The organism is Streptococcus sp. NSSLK0004 (genome assembly GCF_059039125.1).
The window spans coordinates 59,336-78,604 of sequence record NZ_CM180142.1; the positions used below are offsets into that span (position 1 = coordinate 59,336).

The following is a 19,269-nucleotide window of genomic DNA, read 5'->3' on the forward strand; positions in this document are numbered from 1 at the left end:
TTTTCATCTAGTAAAGAGATAGGGTAGACTAATGTTATCTAAACGAATAAAGGAGCTATACGAATGGAATTTTCACACATATATGCCAAGGTTAGGGGTATTGTCCATAAGGCGCGCAAGGATTATTACATAAAATTGTGGGAAAGAGAAGATTGGGAACAAGAGGGTATGCTAATACTCCATCAATTACTCTTGCGTCACCCTGATTTAGTGAAGCAAGAGCGTCAACTATATTGCTACTTCAAGGTCAAGTTTCGGAATCATATAAAGGATTTAGTTCGTAAACAAGAAAGTCAAAAACGTCAATTCGATCGGATGCCGCATGAAGATATTCATGATTTATCTCATATGATTGGCAGTCCAGGTCTCCTCAATGATGAGTTGATAGTATTACGTGAAAGGCTCAGTTCATATCGGGCACAACTCAGTCCCTCCCAAGAAGAACAATATAACCAGCTGATTAGTGGTCGTAGTTTCAAAGGGCGTCGCCAAATGCTTCGGGAGTTAGAAGAGCACTTATCAGATTTCCGAGGATGAATAATCCATTTTCAGACAGAGGAAGCATTATAGAACGAAGGGAATCGAAATGATTATACTCTTTCAATTTCTAGATTCCCTAGTTCTCTTCAGCCCATCGCTAGAAAAACAAAAAAAGTTTAAAAAAAGTCAAAAAAGGTGTTGACAAGAAAAATGGAGTCTGATATACTGATATAGTTGTCGCTTGAGAGAGCGGTAGACAAGACCTTTGAAAATTAAAGAAGACGAACCAAACGTGCAGGGTGATTTATCTAAAGGATAAATCGTCAATGACAAAACAAAACAATAAAACGGAAAGCTAGTCATAGCTTGAGTTTGAATCAAAACTTTTTATGAGAGTTTGATCCTGGCTCAGGACGAACGCTGGCGGCGTGCCTAATACATGCAAGTGGAACGCACTTATTTCACCGGAGCTTGCTCCACCGAGATAAGTGAGTCGCGAACGGGTGAGTAACGCGTAGGTAACCTGCCTCATAGCGGGGGATAACTATTGGAAACGATAGCTAATACCGCATAACAGTATTTACTGCATGGTAGATGCTTGAAAGAAGCAACTGCTTCACTATGAGATGGACCTGCGTTGTATTAGCTAGTTGGTGGGGTAACGGCTCACCAAGGCTTCGATACATAGCCGACCTGAGAGGGTGATCGGCCACACTGGGACTGAGACACGGCCCAGACTCCTACGGGAGGCAGCAGTAGGGAATCTTCGGCAATGGGGGCAACCCTGACCGAGCAACGCCGCGTGAGTGAAGAAGGTTTTCGGATCGTAAAGCTCTGTTGTAAGAGAAGAACGTGTGTGAGAGTGGAAAGTTCACACAGTGACGGTATCTTACCAGAAAGGGACGGCTAACTACGTGCCAGCAGCCGCGGTAATACGTAGGTCCCAAGCGTTGTCCGGATTTATTGGGCGTAAAGCGAGCGCAGGCGGTTTGATAAGTCTGAAGTAAAAGGCTGTGGCTTAACCATAGTACGCTTTGGAAACTGTCAAACTTGAGTGCAGAAGGGGAGAGTGGAATTCCATGTGTAGCGGTGAAATGCGTAGATATATGGAGGAACACCGGTGGCGAAAGCGGCTCTCTGGTCTGTAACTGACGCTGAGGCTCGAAAGCGTGGGGAGCGAACAGGATTAGATACCCTGGTAGTCCACGCCGTAAACGATGAGTGCTAGGTGTTGGGTCCTTTCCGGGACTCAGTGCCGCAGCTAACGCATTAAGCACTCCGCCTGGGGAGTACGACCGCAAGGTTGAAACTCAAAGGAATTGACGGGGGCCCGCACAAGCGGTGGAGCATGTGGTTTAATTCGAAGCAACGCGAAGAACCTTACCAGGTCTTGACATCCCGATGACCGCCCTAGAGATAGGGTTTCTCTTCGGAGCATCGGTGACAGGTGGTGCATGGTTGTCGTCAGCTCGTGTCGTGAGATGTTGGGTTAAGTCCCGCAACGAGCGCAACCCCTATTGTTAGTTGCCATCATTCAGTTGGGCACTCTAGCGAGACTGCCGGTAATAAACCGGAGGAAGGTGGGGATGACGTCAAATCATCATGCCCCTTATGACCTGGGCTACACACGTGCTACAATGGCTGGTACAACGAGTCGCAAGTCGGTGACGGCAAGCTAATCTCTTAAAGCCAGTCTCAGTTCGGATTGTAGGCTGCAACTCGCCTACATGAAGTCGGAATCGCTAGTAATCGCGGATCAGCACGCCGCGGTGAATACGTTCCCGGGCCTTGTACACACCGCCCGTCACACCACGAGAGTTTGTAACACCCGAAGTCGGTGAGGTAACCATTTAGGAGCCAGCCGCCTAAGGTGGGATAGATGATTGGGGTGAAGTCGTAACAAGGTAGCCGTATCGGAAGGTGCGGCTGGATCACCTCCTTTCTAAGGAAATGGAACCTGTACGTTAGTCTTCTTTAATTTTGAGAGGTCTTGTGGGGCCTTAGCTCAGCTGGGAGAGCGCCTGCTTTGCACGCAGGAGGTCAGCGGTTCGATCCCGCTAGGCTCCATTAACAACGAAAGTTGTTAAACTTGTCCATTGAAAATTGAATATCTATCAAACATTCCTAAACGTATGTAACAGTACGTATAGAAATAGTAACAAGAAAATAAACCGAAAACGCTGTGAATATTTAATGAGTTTTCTAATTTTAAAAAAATTAGGTTAATAAGGTTAAGTTAATAAGGGCGCACGGTGGATGCCTTGGCACTAGAAGCCGAAGAAGGACGTGACTAACGACGAAATGCCTTGGGGAGCTGTAAGTAAGCAATGATCCAGGGGTGTCCGAATGGGGGAACCCGGCAGGTTGATGCCTGTCACCCATCACTGTTAAGGTGGTGAGGAGGAAGACGCAGTGAACTGAAACATCTAAGTAGCTGCAGGAAGAGAAAGCAAAAGCGATTGCCTTAGTAGCGGCGAGCGAAACGGCAGGAGGGCAAACCAGAGAGTTTACTCTCTGGGGTTGTAGGACTGCAATGTGGACTTAAAGATTATAGAAGAACTACCTGGGAAGGTAGGCCAAAGAGAGTAATAGCCTCGTATTCGAAATAGTCTTTATACCTAGCAGTATCCTGAGTACGGCGAGACACGCGAAATCTCGTCGGAATCTGGGAGGACCATCTCCCAACCCTAAATACTCTCTAGTGACCGATAGTGAACCAGTACCGTGAGGGAAAGGTGAAAAGTACCCCGGAAGGGGAGTGAAATAGAACCTGAAACCGTGTGCCTACAACAAGTTCGAGCCCGTTAATGGGTGAGAGCGTGCCTTTTGTAGAATGAACCGGCGAGTTACGATATGATGCGAGGTTAAGTTGAAGAGACGGAGCCGTAGGGAAACCGAGTCTTAATAGGGCGGATTAGTATTATGTCGTAGACCCGAAACCATGTGACCTACCCATGAGCAGGTTGAAGGTGCGGTAAGACGCACTGGAGGACCGAACCAGGGCACGTTGAAAAGTGCTTGGATGACTTGTGGGTAGCGGAGAAATTCCAAACGAACTTGGAGATAGCTGGTTCTCTCCGAAATAGCTTTAGGGCTAGCGTCGATATGTAAGAATCTTGGAGGTAGAGCACTGTTTGGATGAGGGGGCCATCTCGGTTTACTGATTTCAGATAAACTCCGAATGCCAATGATTCATGATCGGCAGTCAGACTGCGAGTGCTAAGATCCGTAGTCGAAAGGGAAACAGCCCAGACCACCAGCTAAGGTCCCAAAATAATTGTTAAGTGGAAAAGGATGTGGGGTTGCACAGACAACTAGGATGTTAGCTTAGAAGCAGCTATTCATTCAAAGAGTGCGTAATAGCTCACTAGTCGAGTGACCCTGCGCCGAAAATGTACCGGGGCTAAAACAATTTACCGAAGCTGTGGATAACACTAAGGTGTTATGGTAGGAGAGCGTTCTATGTGTGAAGAAGGTATACCGTGAGGAGTGCTGGAACGCATAGAAGTGAGAATGCCGGTATGAGTAGCGCAAGATGGGTGAGAATCCCATCCACCGTAAGACTAAGGTTTCCAGGGGAAGGCTCGTCCGCCCTGGGTTAGTCGGGACCTAAGGAGAGACCGAAGGGTGTATCCGATGGCCAACAGGTTGATATTCCTGTACTAGAGTATGAAGTGATGGAGGGACGCAGTAGGCTAACTAAAGCGGGCGATTGGAAGAGCCCGTCTAAGCAGTGAGGTGTGATATGAGTCAAATGCTTGTATCTATAACATTGAGCTGTGATGGGGAGCGAAGTTAAGTAGCGAAGTTAGTGACGTCACACTGCCGAGAAAAGCTTCTAGCGATGTATCATACTCTACCCGTACCGCAAACCGACACAGGTAGTCGAGGCGAGTAGCCTCAGGTGAGCGAGAGAACTCTCGTTAAGGAACTCGGCAAAATGACCCCGTAACTTCGGGAGAAGGGGTGCTCAGCTAGACTGAGCCGCAGTGAATAGGCCCAAGCAACTGTTTATCAAAAACACAGCTCTCTGCTAAATCGTAAGATGATGTATAGGGGGTGACGCCTGCCCGGTGCTGGAAGGTTAAGAGGAGGGTTTAGCGCAAGCGAAGATCTGAATTGAAGCCCCAGTAAACGGCGGCCGTAACTATAACGGTCCTAAGGTAGCGAAATTCCTTGTCGGGTAAGTTCCGACCCGCACGAAAGGCGTAATGATTTGGGCACTGTCTCAACGAGAGACTCGGTGAAATTTTAGTACCTGTGAAGATGCAGGTTACCCGCGACAGGACGGAAAGACCCCATGGAGCTTTACTGCAGTTTGATATTGAGTATCTGTACCGCATGTACAGGATAGGTAGGAGCCATTGAAGTCGGGACGTCAGTTTCGACGGAGGCGTTGTTGGGATACTACCCTTGTGTTATGGCTACTCTAACCCAGATAGGTTATCCCTATCGGAGACAGTGTCTGACGGGCAGTTTGACTGGGGCGGTCGCCTCCTAAAAGGTAACGGAGGCGCCCAAAGGTTCCCTCAGACTGGTTGGAAATCAGTCGCAGAGTGTAAAGGTATAAGGGAGCTTGACTGCGAGAGCTACAACTCGAGCAGGGACGAAAGTCGGGCTTAGTGATCCGGTGGTTCCGTATGGAAGGGCCATCGCTCAACGGATAAAAGCTACCCTGGGGATAACAGGCTTATCTCCCCCAAGAGTTCACATCGACGGGGAGGTTTGGCACCTCGATGTCGGCTCGTCGCATCCTGGGGCTGTAGTCGGTCCCAAGGGTTGGGCTGTTCGCCCATTAAAGCGGCACGCGAGCTGGGTTCAGAACGTCGTGAGACAGTTCGGTCCCTATCCGTCGCGGGCGTAGGAAATTTGAGAGGATCTGCTCCTAGTACGAGAGGACCAGAGTGGACTTACCGCTGGTGTACCAGTTGTCTCGCCAGAGGCATCGCTGGGTAGCTATGTAGGGAAGGGATAAACGCTGAAAGCATCTAAGTGTGAAACCCACCTCAAGATGAGATTTCCCATAACTTTATGTTAGTAAGAGCCCTGAGAGAAGATCAGGTAGATAGGTTGGAAGTGGAAGTGTGGCGACACATGTAGCGGACCAATACTAATCGCTCGAGGACTTATCCAAAGTAAGTAATGAAGGCGTTAAAAATTCTGTATGAAAATAGGAAACTGAGGCAGAGTCAACAGACTCTAGGAAGTTTATCTTTTTCACTAAGAATTTAGCCTGAATACAATTACTCACCAGTCAATATTGACAAGCGTGGTTAATCTTGTTAGAATATAGATATTCAATTTTGAGTTGACAAGACTCAATAGTTAAGTGACGATAGCCTAGGAGATACACCTGTACCCATGCCGAACACAGCAGTTAAGCCCTAGCACGCCTGAAGTAGTTGGGGGTTGCCCCCTGTGAGATAAGGGAGTCGCTTAGCGTTAATCCGCCATAGCTCAGTTGGTAGAGCGCATGACTGTTAATCATGATGTCACAGGTTCGAGCCCTGTTGGCGGAGTAAAGAGAGATCTTTAGCTATATGGTCCGTTGGTCAAGGGGTTAAGACACCGCCTTTTCACGGCGGTAACACGGGTTCGAATCCCGTACGGACTATATTTGGAGGATTACCCAAGTCCGGCTGAAGGGAACGGTCTTGAAAACCGTCAGGCGTGTAAAAGCGTGCGTGGGTTCGAATCCCACATCCTCCTTATTTTTAATATCGCGGGATGGAGCAGCTAGGTAGCTCGTCGGGCTCATAACCCGAAGGTCGTAGGTTCAAATCCTGCTCCCGCAATATCCTATTGTGGAGATGGCTCGGTAGCTCAGTTGGTAGAGCAATGGATTGAAGCTCCATGTGTCGGCGGTTCGATTCCGTCTCGCGCCATTAATTTAATATCTTGGAGAGATAGCGAAGAGGCTAAACGCGGCGGACTGTAAATCCGCTCCTTCGGGTTCGGGGGTTCGAATCCCTCTCTCTCCATACCTTTACGGGCATAGTTTAAAGGTAGAACTAAGGTCTCCAAAACCTTCAGTGTGGGTTCAATTCCTACTGCCCGTGTTCTATGGCGGGTGTGGTGAAGTGGTTAACACATCAGATTGTGGCTCTGACATTCGGGGGTTCGATTCCCCTCACTCGCCTTTTATAATAATATTGGGGTATCGCCAAGCGGTAAGGCAAGGGACTTTGACTCCCTCATTCGTTGGTTCGAATCCAGCTACCCCAGTTACAACTATAAGCCGGCGTGGCGGAATTGGCAGACGCGCTGGACTCAAAATCCAGTGTCCGCAAGGACGTGCCGGTTCGACCCCGGCCGCCGGTATAGTTAGACTTTAAGAACGTTATGTATCTAACGTTCTTAAAAATTGCAATTATAATTAACTGGTTAACAATTAATTAGTTAACAAACAATACTAAAGAAAGAATCGCTGGTAGAATGAAAAATTTGTCAAAGCAGATAGAAATAAGTTTGCAAGATATTGTGCTTAGCTCGGAGAATCAATTGGAGATTCTGGTTGGAAGTTGCCAGAGTCAAGTGCAATTGACCAATACGCAGGAGCACATTTTAATGCTGATTGAAAAAAAAGCCTTTACTAGTACCGAGATTGCAAAGGAATTACAGGTCAGTCAAGCGGCGATTACGAAGGCTATCAAATCTTTGTTGGCTCGAGATATGCTAGTGGCTGTTCGTGATCAGAAGGATGCACGAGTTATTCGTTATAGTCTGACAGTCAAGGGCAAGCCGATTGCTGCAGAGCATGCCCATCATCATGAGCATACACTTTCAGCTTATGAGGAATTGTTGACTGCTTATACAGAAGAAGAACAAAAAGTGATTAGTCGCTTTTTAGAGGATTTAGTGAGGAAGATAAAGAAATAATGCGCTATATAACGGTGGAGGACTTATCCTTCTATTATGACAATGAGCCGGTCTTGGAGCATATCAACTACCACTTGGATAGTGGGGAATTTGTGACTTTAACAGGTGAAAACGGAGCTGCTAAGACGACTTTGATTAAGGCAACTTTAGGTATTCTCAAACCTAAGCAAGGAAAGGTAGTGATTTCAGCAACTAGTTTGTCTGGTAATAAATTGCGTATGGCTTACCTACCTCAGCAGATTGCGAGTTTCAATGCGGGTTTTCCAAGTACAGTTTATGAATTCGTTCGTTCGGGGCGCTATCCTCGTCAAGGTTGGTTTCGTCGTTTGACGGCTCATGATGAGGAACATGTGAAAACTAGTTTGGAATCTGTTGGAATGTGGGAGCATAAGGATAAAAAGTTGGGGGCTTTAAGTGGTGGGCAGAAGCAACGGGCTGTCATTGCACGTATGTTTGCATCAGATCCAGATGTTTTTATATTGGATGAACCGACAACAGGGATGGATGCTGGTACCAAGGATGATTTTTACCAGCTGATGCATCATTCTGCTAAGAAACATGGTAAGTCTGTTCTGATGATTACCCATGATCCGGATGAGTTGAGCCGGTTTGCAGATCGGAATATTTATTTGGTTCGAGATCAGAAGTCTCCATGGCGTTGTTTTAATGTGCATGATAAGGATGGGGAGGTAACTCATGTTTGATTTATCTTTCTTGAACTATGATTTCATGCAACGAGCATTTTTAGCTATTATTGCCATGAGTCTCTTTTCTCCAATTTTAGGAGTTTTCTTAATTTTACGTAGGCAGAGTTTGATGAGTGATACGCTCAGTCACGTTTCGCTAGCTGGGGTTGCTTTTGGTTTAGTATTGGGAATTTCGCCGACCATTTCAACTATGCTGGTGGTCATTGTTGCAGCAATTTTCTTGGAGTACCTACGGACCATTTACAAGCATTTTATGGAAATCGGGACAGCGATTCTAATGTCAACTGGTCTGGCGATTTCCCTTATCGTTATGAATCAATCAGGAGGTAGGTCTAGTTTGAGCTTGGATCAATATTTGTTCGGTTCGATTGTGACTATCAGTCAGGAACAGGTATGGGCTCTCTTTGCTATTGCAGTAGTGGTTTTGGTTTTGACACTGCTTTTTCTGCGACCGATGTATGTTTTGACTTTTGATGAGGATACGGCTTTTGTGGATGGTTTGCCTGTGCGGGCAATGTCGATTGCCTTTAATGTGGTGACGGGTGTGGCTATCGCTCTCATGATTCCAGCGGCAGGGGCTCTCTTGGTATCGACCATTATGGTCTTGCCTGCCTCCATTGCCTTGCGTTTGGGTAAGAATTTCCGAACGGTGATTGGTATCGGTATGGGTATCGGTTTTGTTGGAATGGTTTTGGGGCTCTTTGCTTCTTATTACGCAGAGACGCCAGCTAGTGCCAGCATTACCTTGATTTTTATTAGTATTTTCTTGCTGGTCACCCTAGTGACCAAGTTCAAAAAATAGGAGGAAACATGAAAAAGTTAGCAGTTTTAGGTTTGGGTTTGTCCGTTTTGGCTCTTTCGGCCTGTGGCAATAGCGCAGCTTCTCAGGATGATGAGTTGAACATCGTGACTACTTTTTATCCTGTTTATGAGTTCACCAAACAGGTAGTTGGTGACGAAGGAACGGTTGATTTGCTGATTGAGGCAGGGACAGAAGTGCATGATTTTGAGCCATCTGCAAAAGATATTGCCACTATTCAAGAGGCGGATACCTTTGTCTATGAAAATGAAAATATGGAAACTTGGGTGCCAGATGTTTTGGATAGTATTGATACTGAGACAGTTGGTGTTATCAATGCAACAGAGGGTATGTTGCTTCTACCAGGTAGCGAAGAAGAAGGACACGATCATGCAGAAGGGGAAGAACATAGCCATGCTTATGATCCGCACGTGTGGTTGTCACCTGAACGCTCAATTACCTTGGTTGAGACTATTCGCGATGGCTTGATTGCTCAATATCCAGATAAAAAAGATGTTTTTGAAGAAAATGCTGCAGCTTACATTGAAAAATTAGAAGCTCTGCACGCTCAATACACAGAAGTCTTGTCAGCCGCCAAGCAGAAATACTTTGTCACGCAGCATACTGCCTTTGCTTACTTAGCCTTGGACTACGGTTTGCACCAAGTATCGATTACTGGGGTATCAGCAGACCAAGAGCCAACAGCAACACGCTTGGCAGAATTGACAGAGTACATCAAGACATATGGTATCAAGTATATCTACTTTGAAGAGAATGCTTCTTCTGCAGTAGCGGAAACTCTTTCCAAGGAAACTGGAGTGGAACTGGATGTTCTTGACACACTTGAAAGCGTGACGACAGAAGCGATGGAAAGTGGCGAAGATTATATTTCCATTATGGAAGCTAACTTGACCGCACTTGAGAAAACGACTTCTCAGGCAGGTGTTGAAATCTTGCCTGAAGATGGTGCAGAAACTGCTCAGACAGTTTACAATGGCTACTTTGAAGATAGTGCAGTCAAAGACCGCACCCTATCTGACTATGCGGGTAACTGGCAGTCTGTTTATCCATATTTGCTGGATGGTACCCTTGATCAAGTCTGGGATTACAAGGCAAAAATCAAAGGTGGTATGACAGCTGAGGAATATAAGGCTTACTATGATACAGGTTACAAGACCGATGTAGATCATATCAACATCACAGACAATACAATGGAATTTGTAGTTGGTGATAAATCATATAAATATACTTATAAGTATGTTGGCTATGAGATTTTGACCTACAAAAAAGGCAATCGTGGCGTTCGTTACCTCTTTGAAGCGACAGACAGCGATGCGGGCGACTACAAGTATGTTCAATTTAGCGACCACAATATTGCACCTGTTAAAACAGGTCACTTCCATATCTACTTTGGCGGTGAGAGCCAAGAAAAATTATTAGAAGAATTGGAAAATTGGCCGACCTACTATCCAGATGACATGACTGGTTTGGAAATCGGTCAGGAAATGCTGGCTCACTAAGATAGGATGCCATTTGTTATAGTAAATAATTGTGAAATAGAGAGAATCGATAGAAGTCTCTCTATTTTTTGTATATAGAATTATCTACTTATGCGAGTACTTTTTCTAGAATTGATATTAGGAAACTTATGCAGAGTTGATGGGTAGAGTTTCTGAAGAGATGTTGGAATGGAGATTGAATAGTTGTCAAAAGTTTTGGGAATGATATTGCCACCAACAAACATTTTTGTTAAACTAATAAATATATATTCCGGAGGTTGTCTATGGATAATAAGGTATTTGGACAGAAAGTTAGGCGCTTGCGAGAGGAAAAGGGGTTAACACGCGAACTATTTTGTGAAGATGAAGCAGAATTATCTGTTCGTCAATTGACTCGTATTGAAACAGGAGCTTCTAAACCAACTTTAACGAAAATAAATTATATAGCTTCGCGACTGGGGACAAGTCTCTATGAACTGATGCCAGATTACGTTGGTTTACCTGCAGAATATATAAAGATAAAATATCATATTCTTAGGACACCTACGTATGGAGAGCCTAGTAAGGTTGAAGAACGTGACGTTCTTCTAATGGAAATATATAATAAATTCTACGACGAATTACCAGAGGAAGAGCAACTGGCGATCGATGCTTTGCAGTGTGCGATAGATGTGCATACAACTAGTACGACTGATTTTGGTGAAGGAATAATCGATGATTATTTCCATCAAATCTGTGAGAAGGCGGTTTATCAAGTAAATGATTTACTCATTCTTTCTTTATTTGTTGAACGGACTTATTCTGAAACCCTTGATAAGGGGACGAAATTACATTTGGAAATCAAGTCCTTGGTGCCGAAGTTAATTGAACAAATTGTTGAAATTGATCCTAAAGATTTGTTTATTTTACGTGACTTATTGTTCCTGATTATAGGAACATTGGGGCAGAATAAAGATTATGAGGTCTTCCCTATAATCTTTGAAGGACTTGATGAAATCATGAAGCGCACGCAGGATTTTCAGAAAAAGCCAATCTTAAGTATGCTAAAGTGGAAATATGAATTATTTGCTAATAGAGATACAGAAGCTGCGCGCTTTTACTATGAAGAAGCCGTTGCTTTTGCGGGGTTGGTTGGTAATGAGTACGTCAAGGAACGAATGATTCACGATTGGGAAATTGATTTGACAGAAATGTGACATTTTTGTCCTGTTTATTTTAATTAGTCAAATATATAATGACTGTATCAAAATAATTATGGAGGACAGATATGTTGAATGCAATTAATCTAGGGGATGCAGCAAAAGAAGGGTGGACTGGCTGGTGGCGGTGGTAATGTAAATCGGTTGATTTATATATTTTTCTGCCTATGTGTAGCAATCTCTGTTTTGGAGTTCTCATCAAGCGATGGGACTCTTCTTTTTTTGCATTTTTACCTTCTTCCTGCTAGTATAGAAAGAAGAAAATTGGAGGGTATTGGATGGAGACATGGTTGAATGAGAAACAAGGGGTGACCTATCGCTACAAAATGGAGAAGGTGCAATTTGCTTTGGAGTTGCTGGGCAATCCAGAAAAAAAAATACGAGTGGTTCATGTGGCAGGGACTAATGGTAAGGGGTCTACGGTTGCTTTTTTATCCCACCTTTTGCAAGGACAAGGTTTTAGAGTAGGAACTTTTACTTCTCCCCATATGGAAACGGTACGTGACCGAATTTCTATAAACGGTCAACCTATGATTGATACTGATTTTCAAAGTTTGCTGGGGAAAGTTGCTTATTTAGAAAAGCGAGTTGCTAGAAGGTATGAAGCTTTTAGTTATTTTGAAACCTTATTTCTTGTGATGTTAGCATACTTTTCTCATCAAAATATTGACTATGTTTTGGTTGAAACTGGCATTGGTGGTAGAGAAGATGTGACAGTGCTGGTTGATCCTCTGTTGACTATCATCACTTCAATTGGCTTAGATCATCAAGATTTGTTGGGTTACTCCCTGAAGGAAATAGCAGAACAGAAGGCAGGGATTGTTAAGGACGGAGTACCGTTGCTAGTGGGACCGTTAGCGCCTGAAGTTCTCGCTATTTGTTCTCAATCCTGTCAGATTCATCAAGCTCCCTTATATCAGTGTGGCAAGGATTTCCGGCTAGAAGAGATGATGTTTACTACGGACCATCATGGAGAAATTGGACCGATAAAATTAGGCTTGAAAGGGAGTCATCAGGAGGAAAATGCAGCCGTGGCTCTGCAAGCCTTCTGCTTATTGGCAGAAAAGGATGGCTGGTCAATTAATGAGCATCAGGTGTTAATCAGCTTGGAGAAAACAAGTTGGGCTGGGCGTATGGAACAAATTTCTGCCTTTCCAAATATTTATTTGGATGGGGCTCACAACCTTCCTGCAATCGAGCGTCTAATGGAGTTTGTTCAGCAAGAAAGCAAAGGTTGTGTAACCATATTGTTCTCAGCTTTGAAGCGAAAAAACTTTAAAGAGATGTTAGCTGCGCTAAAAGTGCGGCTTCCAGATGCAAATATAATCTTGACTAGTTTTGATTATGTTGAATCAATTGGAGAAGAGGATGCGGATGGGACCGGCATCTATCGGTCAGACTATCGAGCATTTGTTCGTGAGTGGAAAGAGAATGCTACAAGAGAAGATTGTTTATTTATCACTGGTTCGTTGTACTTTATATCTGAAATTCGAAAATTTTTATCTATGTAAATTTAAGCAGGCAGGTTTGCCTGTTTTTTTGCGAATAGATAGGTATGACAGAAGAAGAAAGACAAATGTTTCTACAGGCTTTTTTTGAAAAAAATTATCATACTTTTCGAGAATTGGAACGCTTTGCAGACTTGACAAAAGATTTGGACAGTGAATGACAGACAAGGGAGTTTTTGGTATAATGGAAATGATTATACTAAGGAGAAGAACATGACGGATCAAGAAGTTCAACAAGAAGTTCAACAAGCGACCTATTCGCGGAGTGATTCTTATTCGAGAAACGCTCGAAGAGGGAGCAGAAGAAGACAAAATGATCGGGCGCTCAATAGAGAGTATCAGGAAAAAATGGTTCCGACAAAACGATGGCTTGTCTTGTTGCTAAGTGCTCTCGCTAGTTTGTTATCAGTAGCTAATCCTTTATTATCTAGCTTGGCTAATAATATCCAATCGCAAAATCTCTATGCTGGTCTTGCTATGCAAGCAGGACAGAATCCGTATGAGTCATTTTTTGGAACTAGTGGTGTGCTTTATTATTTGTTAACCTATGTGGGATCCTTCTTTGGCACTACTATTGGGTTGGTCTTGTTGCAGTGGGTGGCTCTTAGTATAGCTGGGACTTACCTTTATAAAATTATCGCTTACTTCAGTCACTCGCAGAAAACAGCGGACAATTTACTCATTTGGTTTTATTTGTTTATTTTGGCTTTAGATTTTGGTGGAATTTATGCAAGTCTCTTTGCAATGCCTTTTCTTTTGACAAGTATTTGGTTTTTGATTCGTTATTTCGAAAATGCGGTGCGTGATGAGGCGTTTATTCTTTATGGAATAGATGCAGCGATTGTCTTTATGATTTATCCAAAGGGTGCAATCTTATGGCTCGTTTCTAGTCTTGTTCTTTTGGTCTATAATGTCCGCAACCGGCAATTATCGCGTGGGTTTTATCAGTTCTTGGGAATTTTGTTTGGTTTCCTGTTGATAATCTATTCAGTGGGATATTATACTTTTGTAGCTCAGATACTAGGTGCGGCGATTCAACAAACGTTCTTCTATAACATCAGTTTGGATTTTAGTTATTCGGGAATCTTATGGACCATATTGATTGTATTTGGCTTCTTGATAGTAACGGGCTTCTTTAAAAATTTCCTACAAACAATAATCTCTCTTGCAGATGGACGACATGGCTATATTAAAGCGACGGTCTTATTGACCTTTATATTGCAGTTAATTTTCATTATTGGAAATGAAAATTTTGAGATTAGTCAACTAACCATTCTTTTTCCTTATGGTTTCCTATTGGCGGTACTTCATCTGCGCCCTCTTATACAAGAGAGTGTTGATGATTCGGATCAAGTCAGGGTGGGAGAGTTGAATTATCTTAAATCAAGTTTATATCTACCACTTATTGCTTGTATTATGATTCCATTGCAGTCTCTTTGGATTTACTGGAATCAGGGAGATATTTATCAGGAGCGTTTGCAAATTTCTCAGTACATTCAGGAAAATTCGGAAACGTCAGATACTATTTATGCTTGGGATGACAGCGCCCAGATTTACCTAAAAAGTGGTCGCTTGGCTGCTGGAACAATCATTACTGCGACACCTTATTTAAATACGGAAACAAATCAATCTAGTATCACCTATGATTTGAATAAAAATAATGCAGCTTTTGTAGTTGTTAACCAAGCGATTCCCTTGCTTGATGATGTCAAAACAAATTTAGAAGCTAATTATACTCAAGTGGAATTGGATACAGAGAATCTGCTGCTTTATAAAAAGAAATAATAAAAATGACTGTGATAGGCAGTCGTTTTTCTTTTTATGAAATCACCATATCTTGTGTATAAAAAATATAATTTTTCTTTTTTACACAAGATATTGATTTTTGTTCTGTAAAGTGCTACACTATATCCAATGAGAATATTGGAGGTTAGTCAAATGAGTGTGCAGGAGCATGTCTTACCTGGCATAAAGTTATTGGTTTTGAAGCGTGATGGACGGACAGTATCCTTTGATCAGGATAAAATTTTTTCTGCTCTTCAGCGGGCTAACCAAGAGGTAGTACATCCTGTATCGGAATCTGCTTTACAAATAGTTTTAGAGGCGAGTTTGGCTGAGATTGATCGGAGATTTGAGAGAGATATCCAGATTTATGAAATTCAGACAGTTGTGGAGCAGGAGCTACTCAAGGCTCGCTTATATGATGTGGCAGAGCGATATATCCAATACCGGACTCAGCGCGATTTTCGTCGCCATCAAGCGACTGATATAAATTTTGAAATTCATAAGTTGTTGAGCAAAGACCAGACGGTGGTTAATGAAAACGCCAATAAAGATGCGGATGTTTTTAATACCCAGCGTGACCTAACAGCGGGAATTGTAGGCAAGTCCATTGGTCTCAAACTCTTGCCTGCCCATGTTGCCAATGCTCACCAAAAAGGGGATATTCATTACCATGACTTAGATTATAGCCCTTACACACCAATGACCAACTGTTGTTTGATTGATTTCAAGGGGATGTTGGCTCAGGGCTTTAAGATTGGAAATGCAGACGTAGAAAGTCCTAAGTCTATCCAGACAGCCACAGCTCAAATTTCGCAGATTATTGCCAATGTGGCTTCTAGTCAGTATGGTGGTTGTTCAGCCGACCGTATCGATGAGGTCTTAGCCCCCTATGCAGAGCTCAATTATCAAAAGCATTTAAAAGAAGCACAGGAATGGGTCTTGCCTGCTAAACAGAAAGATTATGCACGAGCTAAAACGCAAAAAGACATCTATGATGCTATGCAGTCTTTGGAATATGAGATTAATACCCTCTTTACTTCCAATGGGCAGACGCCGTTTACCTCGCTCGGTTTTGGTCTAGGAACCTCTTGGTTTGAACGAGAAATTCAAAAGGCAATTTTGAATATTCGTATCAAGGGTCTTGGCCGTGAAGGGCGGACAGCTATCTTTCCTAAATTGATTTTCACAGTTAAGCGTGGATTGAACTTGGAGCCAGATTCTCCAAACTATGACATCAAGCAATTAGCGATTGAATGTGCGACCAAGCGTATGTATCCAGATATGCTGTCCTATGACAAAATCGTTGAGTTGACAGGTTCTTTCAAGGTGCCAATGGGTTGTCGTTCTTTCTTACAGGGATGGAAGGATGAAAATGGACAGGATGTGACATCTGGTCGTATGAACCTAGGTGTCGTAACGGTTAATTTACCACGGATTGCCATGGAGTCAGCAGGAGATATGGATAAGTTCTGGGAAATCTTTGCAGAACGTATGGCGATTGCAAAAGATGCCTTGGTTTATCGTGTGGAACGAGTGAAAGAGGCAACCCCGGCCAATGCTCCTATTCTCTATCAATATGGGGCTTTCGGAAAACGTTTGGCTAAGACAGATACAGTAGATGAGGTCTTTAAAAATCGGCGGGCAACCGTATCTTTGGGTTACATTGGTTTGTATGAAGTCGCAACAGTATTTTACGGTGGCGAATGGGAGACCAATCCAGAGGCGAAGGATTTTACGGTCAACATTATCAAGAAAATGAAAACTTTGGTTGAGGATTGGTCGGATGAATATGGCTATCATTTCTCAGTTTATTCGACACCATCTGAAAGCCTGACAGACCGTTTCTGTCGTATGGATACAGAGAAATTCGGCGTCGTAAAGGATATTACGGATAAAGAATACTACACCAACTCTTTCCATTATGATGTACGGAAAAATCCAACACTATTTGAAAAACTGGATTTTGAGAAAATTTATCCTGCTGTAGGTGCAAGTGGCGGATTTATCCATTACTGTGAATATCCTGTTCTCCAACAAAATCCAAAGGCACTGGAGGCTGTTTGGGACTATGCCTATGATCGTGTAGGTTACTTGGGGACCAATACGCCGATTGATCACTGTTATGCTTGTGATTTTGAAGGAGACTTTGAACCGACAGAGCGTGGGTTTAAGTGTCCAAATTGTGGAAACAGCGATCCTAAGTCGGTAGATGTGGTTAAACGAACTTGTGGTTATCTAGGTAATCCACAAGCCCGTCCGATGGTAAAAGGACGCCATAAGGAGATTTCGGCACGTGTAAAACACATGAATGGGTCTAGTTTATAAAGAATGGACATGAGGGCTTCCGTAGTTTTGAGGAACTACGGAAGTTTGTTATAATAGGGGGAAACACTTAATGGCTCTGCTATTTTTCAAAAGGAGAAAACAATGGGAAAATACCAACTAGACGATAAGGGTAAGGCCTTGGTAACACGCTACCATGAGAAGAATTCTAATGTGAAACAGGACAAGAAGGCGCGTGTGCAGGAATTGCTCAAACAAGCGAAGAATAAGAAGAAATAGTATGAACTATACAGATATCAGCATTCTCCATACCAATGATATGCATTCCTATATGGAGAATTTCCCAAAGAAGGCGCAGCTGATTGGGGATATTCGGGCTAAGAATGAGCAAAAAGAGATTCCGACCTTTGTCTTTGATAGTGGCGATCTATTTTCAGGGAATATCTTTTTCAATATGTACCGAGGGGTCAAGGAAATCGAGCTAATGAATCAAATTGGTTGCCAGGCCATGACCTTGGGTAATCATGAATTTGATCATGGAGATGAGTTGCTCAGTCGCTTGGATGACTTTGCCCAGTTTCCAATTGTGTCTTCCAATCTCCGCTACCGTGAAGAGGAGGCGGCTGATGAATTGGTGCCACTTGAGGATGTTCTGGAGCTTGATATGGCTGGAAGGAAGCTCTATGTCTTGGGATTGACCACCTTGGAGACACAGGAAGTTGCATCACCGACAGACAAGGTCGTCTTTGAGGAGCCGAGACAGGCTCTGCGACGGTTGGTGGACCAAATTTTGCACCAGAATCCGCAGGCTCATCTGGTCTTACTTAGCCACCTGGGCTATGATGAAGATGTGAATCTGGCTAAGGATTTCCCTGAAGTCAACGTGATTTTGGGTGGGCATACTCACACAATCTTGAAAGAACCAACTCAAGTAGGGAGCGTCAGCATTTGCCAGGCTGGTCAATACGGTCGCTATGTTGGTCATCTGTCCCTGCGGTGTTTTGCAGACGGGCGACATGAAGTCCTGGCCTACGACTTGATTGAGGTGGAAAAACTGACCCAAGAAGACAGGGCGGTCAAGGCCATTATCGACCAGATGAAATCGGAACGGGACGCAGCTTTTTCCCAACCAATAGCGACCCTGCCGCAGGCACTAGACGGAGAGCGGTATAGCATTCGTCAAGGCCTGTCCAGTCTAGCTCCTGTCATCTGTCAGGCTCTTTTTGAGCGGGCTGGCCAGTTGGGTTTGCAGGCGGACGGTGCGGTCATCAACGGCTTCGGCATTCGGGCTTCCTTGTCGGCGGGACCGATTTACTATTCGGATTTGGTCAAGGTTTTGCCCTTCTCTAAACGCGTCCTCCTAGTTTCTATCAAGGGCAGTGACTTGGTGGCTAGCTTACAGACTGGTCTCCACCCTCAGATGTGTGGCATTGTCTCCGATGGTGAGGATTTTATGGTCAATAGCAGAGCAGTCGAGCCAGACAAGGTCTATCAGATTGTGACCAATTCTTTTGTTTGGAGCGGCAAGGACAACTATGATGATTTTCATAAGGCAGAAATCGTACAGGACTTGGGACTGGATAGTGATATCATCAGTGAATTTTTTAAAAGACAATATGGAGGTTAGTATGGAACTAAGACGACCGACTGTGGCAGATAAGGAAACGATTTTGGATATGTTGGCCGAGTTTGAAGCAGCAGGATCAGCTATGGACGGAGGTCATTATCCGAGGGATTTGGTCTATGAAGAATGGTTAGAGCAGAATCTCTCATATGAGATGGGCCTAGATTTACCTGAGGGTTACGTTCCTGCGATTCAGTACGTTTCTTTTGATCAGAATGGTAAAGCACTTGGCTTTTTACATTTACGATTACGGTTAAATGATTTTTTATTGCAAAAAGGCGGTCACATCGGATATTCCATTCGTCCGACCGAGCGTGGGAAGGGTTACGCTAAGGAACAACTGCGACTGGGTTTGCAGGAGGCAGCTAGTAAAAATATCGCCAAGGTCCTTGTGACTTGTTCGACAGACAATCAAGCCAGTCGCCGCACGATTCTGGCTTGTGGCGGTAGTCTAGAAGATATCCGCGAAGGAGTAGAACGTTACTGGATTGGCTAAGAAAAGGAGG

At 43.8% G+C, this 19,269-nt stretch carries 12 protein-coding genes, 11 tRNA genes and 3 rRNA genes; all 26 read left to right on the forward strand.

What is annotated here, in order from left to right; genetic code table 11:
- Positions 1 to 63 precede the first annotated feature (63 nt).
- Entirely contained in the window at positions 64 to 537 is a 474-nt protein-coding gene (locus tag AC4CS8_RS00360) for a sigma-70 RNA polymerase sigma factor region 4 domain-containing protein (RefSeq protein WP_493893083.1), read from the forward strand.
- Positions 538 to 865: 328 nt separating this feature from the next.
- Positions 866 to 2,422, forward strand: a 16S ribosomal RNA gene (locus tag AC4CS8_RS00365).
- Between the two features lie 52 nt (positions 2,423 to 2,474).
- Positions 2,475 to 2,547: transfer RNA gene (locus AC4CS8_RS00370), tRNA-Ala, on the forward strand.
- A gap of 162 nt (positions 2,548 to 2,709) precedes the next feature.
- A 23S ribosomal RNA gene (locus AC4CS8_RS00375) occupies positions 2,710 to 5,614 on the forward strand.
- 191 nt (positions 5,615 to 5,805) lie between these two features.
- Positions 5,806 to 5,921 (forward strand): 5S ribosomal RNA (gene rrf, locus AC4CS8_RS00380).
- Together the 16S, 23S and 5S rRNA genes with 11 tRNA genes alongside form the textbook arrangement of a ribosomal RNA operon.
- Before the next feature lie 5 nt (positions 5,922 to 5,926).
- Positions 5,927 to 5,999 (forward strand) — tRNA-Asn (locus tag AC4CS8_RS00385).
- Positions 6,000 to 6,022: 23 nt separating this feature from the next.
- Positions 6,023 to 6,094 (forward strand) — tRNA-Glu (locus AC4CS8_RS00390).
- Positions 6,095 to 6,099: 5 nt separating this feature from the next.
- Positions 6,100 to 6,189: transfer RNA gene (locus AC4CS8_RS00395), tRNA-Ser, on the forward strand.
- A gap of 12 nt (positions 6,190 to 6,201) precedes the next feature.
- A tRNA-Met gene (locus tag AC4CS8_RS00400) sits at positions 6,202 to 6,275 on the forward strand.
- 17 nt (positions 6,276 to 6,292) lie between these two features.
- A tRNA-Phe gene (locus tag AC4CS8_RS00405) sits at positions 6,293 to 6,365 on the forward strand.
- 15 nt (positions 6,366 to 6,380) lie between these two features.
- Positions 6,381 to 6,461, forward strand: a tRNA-Tyr gene (locus tag AC4CS8_RS00410).
- A gap of 7 nt (positions 6,462 to 6,468) precedes the next feature.
- A tRNA-Trp gene (locus AC4CS8_RS00415) sits at positions 6,469 to 6,539 on the forward strand.
- A 7-nt stretch (positions 6,540 to 6,546) separates the two neighbouring features.
- Positions 6,547 to 6,619: transfer RNA gene (locus AC4CS8_RS00420), tRNA-His, on the forward strand.
- Between the two features lie 14 nt (positions 6,620 to 6,633).
- A tRNA-Gln gene (locus AC4CS8_RS00425) sits at positions 6,634 to 6,705 on the forward strand.
- A gap of 12 nt (positions 6,706 to 6,717) precedes the next feature.
- Positions 6,718 to 6,801: transfer RNA gene (locus tag AC4CS8_RS00430), tRNA-Leu, on the forward strand.
- A gap of 114 nt (positions 6,802 to 6,915) precedes the next feature.
- Positions 6,916 to 7,359 carry a zinc-dependent MarR family transcriptional regulator gene (locus AC4CS8_RS00435; RefSeq protein ID WP_493893084.1) on the forward strand — a complete coding sequence of 148 codons (444 nt, stop codon included), beginning with the start codon at positions 6,916 to 6,918 and terminating at the stop codon, positions 7,357 to 7,359.
- On the forward strand, positions 7,359 to 8,063 hold the full coding sequence (locus AC4CS8_RS00440) for a metal ABC transporter ATP-binding protein (RefSeq protein WP_493893085.1): 705 nt from the start codon (positions 7,359 to 7,361) through the stop codon (positions 8,061 to 8,063). Before AC4CS8_RS00435 ends, AC4CS8_RS00440 begins: the two co-directional genes overlap by 1 nt.
- Positions 8,056 to 8,868, forward strand: a complete 813-nt coding sequence (locus tag AC4CS8_RS00445) for a metal ABC transporter permease (RefSeq protein ID WP_493893086.1) — start codon at positions 8,056 to 8,058, stop codon at positions 8,866 to 8,868. The genes AC4CS8_RS00440 and AC4CS8_RS00445 overlap by 8 nt, the downstream gene beginning before the upstream one ends.
- Before the next feature lie 8 nt (positions 8,869 to 8,876).
- Positions 8,877 to 10,385: a zinc ABC transporter substrate-binding protein AdcA gene (locus AC4CS8_RS00450; protein WP_493893087.1), complete on the forward strand. Its 1,509-nt coding sequence runs from the start codon at positions 8,877 to 8,879 to the stop codon at positions 10,383 to 10,385.
- A gap of 263 nt (positions 10,386 to 10,648) precedes the next feature.
- On the forward strand, positions 10,649 to 11,560 hold the full coding sequence (locus tag AC4CS8_RS00455; RefSeq protein WP_493893088.1) for a helix-turn-helix domain-containing protein: 912 nt from the start codon (positions 10,649 to 10,651) through the stop codon (positions 11,558 to 11,560).
- A gap of 281 nt (positions 11,561 to 11,841) precedes the next feature.
- Positions 11,842 to 13,074: a bifunctional folylpolyglutamate synthase/dihydrofolate synthase gene (locus tag AC4CS8_RS00460; RefSeq protein WP_493893089.1), complete on the forward strand. Its 1,233-nt coding sequence runs from the start codon at positions 11,842 to 11,844 to the stop codon at positions 13,072 to 13,074.
- Between the two features lie 210 nt (positions 13,075 to 13,284).
- The gene (locus AC4CS8_RS00465) at positions 13,285 to 14,856 is read left to right on the forward strand and encodes a quinol oxidase (RefSeq protein WP_493893090.1); all 1,572 of its coding nucleotides are present in this window, start codon (positions 13,285 to 13,287) and stop codon (positions 14,854 to 14,856) included.
- Between the two features lie 153 nt (positions 14,857 to 15,009).
- On the forward strand, positions 15,010 to 17,181 hold the full coding sequence (gene nrdD / locus AC4CS8_RS00470; RefSeq protein WP_493893091.1) for an anaerobic ribonucleoside-triphosphate reductase: 2,172 nt from the start codon (positions 15,010 to 15,012) through the stop codon (positions 17,179 to 17,181).
- A 102-nt stretch (positions 17,182 to 17,283) separates the two neighbouring features.
- Complete coding sequence (locus tag AC4CS8_RS00475) at positions 17,284 to 17,418, forward strand: hypothetical protein (RefSeq protein WP_002939130.1); 135 nt, start codon at positions 17,284 to 17,286, stop codon at positions 17,416 to 17,418.
- 1 nt (position 17,419) lies between these two features.
- Positions 17,420 to 18,766 carry a bifunctional metallophosphatase/5'-nucleotidase gene (locus tag AC4CS8_RS00480; protein ID WP_493893092.1) on the forward strand — a complete coding sequence of 449 codons (1,347 nt, stop codon included), beginning with the start codon at positions 17,420 to 17,422 and terminating at the stop codon, positions 18,764 to 18,766.
- Between the two features lies 1 nt (position 18,767).
- Positions 18,768 to 19,259 carry a GNAT family N-acetyltransferase gene (locus tag AC4CS8_RS00485; RefSeq protein ID WP_493893093.1) on the forward strand — a complete coding sequence of 164 codons (492 nt, stop codon included), beginning with the start codon at positions 18,768 to 18,770 and terminating at the stop codon, positions 19,257 to 19,259.
- The last annotated feature ends 10 nt before the right edge of the window (positions 19,260 to 19,269 follow it).

Bases quoted from the DNA above. Each gene is read 5' to 3' on its own strand.
- AC4CS8_RS00480 (WP_493893092.1), top strand. From the start codon at position 17,420: ATGAACTATACAGATATCAGCATTCTCCATACCAATGATATGCATTCC.
- AC4CS8_RS00485 (WP_493893093.1), top strand. From the start codon at position 18,768: ATGGAACTAAGACGACCGACTGTGGCAGATAAGGAAACGATTTTGGAT.
- AC4CS8_RS00475 (WP_002939130.1), top strand. From the start codon at position 17,284: ATGGGAAAATACCAACTAGACGATAAGGGTAAGGCCTTGGTAACACGC.
- AC4CS8_RS00435 (WP_493893084.1), top strand. From the start codon at position 6,916: ATGAAAAATTTGTCAAAGCAGATAGAAATAAGTTTGCAAGATATTGTG.
- AC4CS8_RS00450 (WP_493893087.1), top strand. From the start codon at position 8,877: ATGAAAAAGTTAGCAGTTTTAGGTTTGGGTTTGTCCGTTTTGGCTCTT.
- nrdD (WP_493893091.1), top strand. From the start codon at position 15,010: ATGAGTGTGCAGGAGCATGTCTTACCTGGCATAAAGTTATTGGTTTTG.
- AC4CS8_RS00465 (WP_493893090.1), top strand. From the start codon at position 13,285: ATGACGGATCAAGAAGTTCAACAAGAAGTTCAACAAGCGACCTATTCG.
- AC4CS8_RS00445 (WP_493893086.1), top strand. From the start codon at position 8,056: ATGTTTGATTTATCTTTCTTGAACTATGATTTCATGCAACGAGCATTT.
- AC4CS8_RS00455 (WP_493893088.1), top strand. From the start codon at position 10,649: ATGGATAATAAGGTATTTGGACAGAAAGTTAGGCGCTTGCGAGAGGAA.
- AC4CS8_RS00360 (WP_493893083.1), top strand. From the start codon at position 64: ATGGAATTTTCACACATATATGCCAAGGTTAGGGGTATTGTCCATAAG.
- AC4CS8_RS00460 (WP_493893089.1), top strand. From the start codon at position 11,842: ATGGAGACATGGTTGAATGAGAAACAAGGGGTGACCTATCGCTACAAA.
- AC4CS8_RS00440 (WP_493893085.1), top strand. From the start codon at position 7,359: ATGCGCTATATAACGGTGGAGGACTTATCCTTCTATTATGACAATGAG.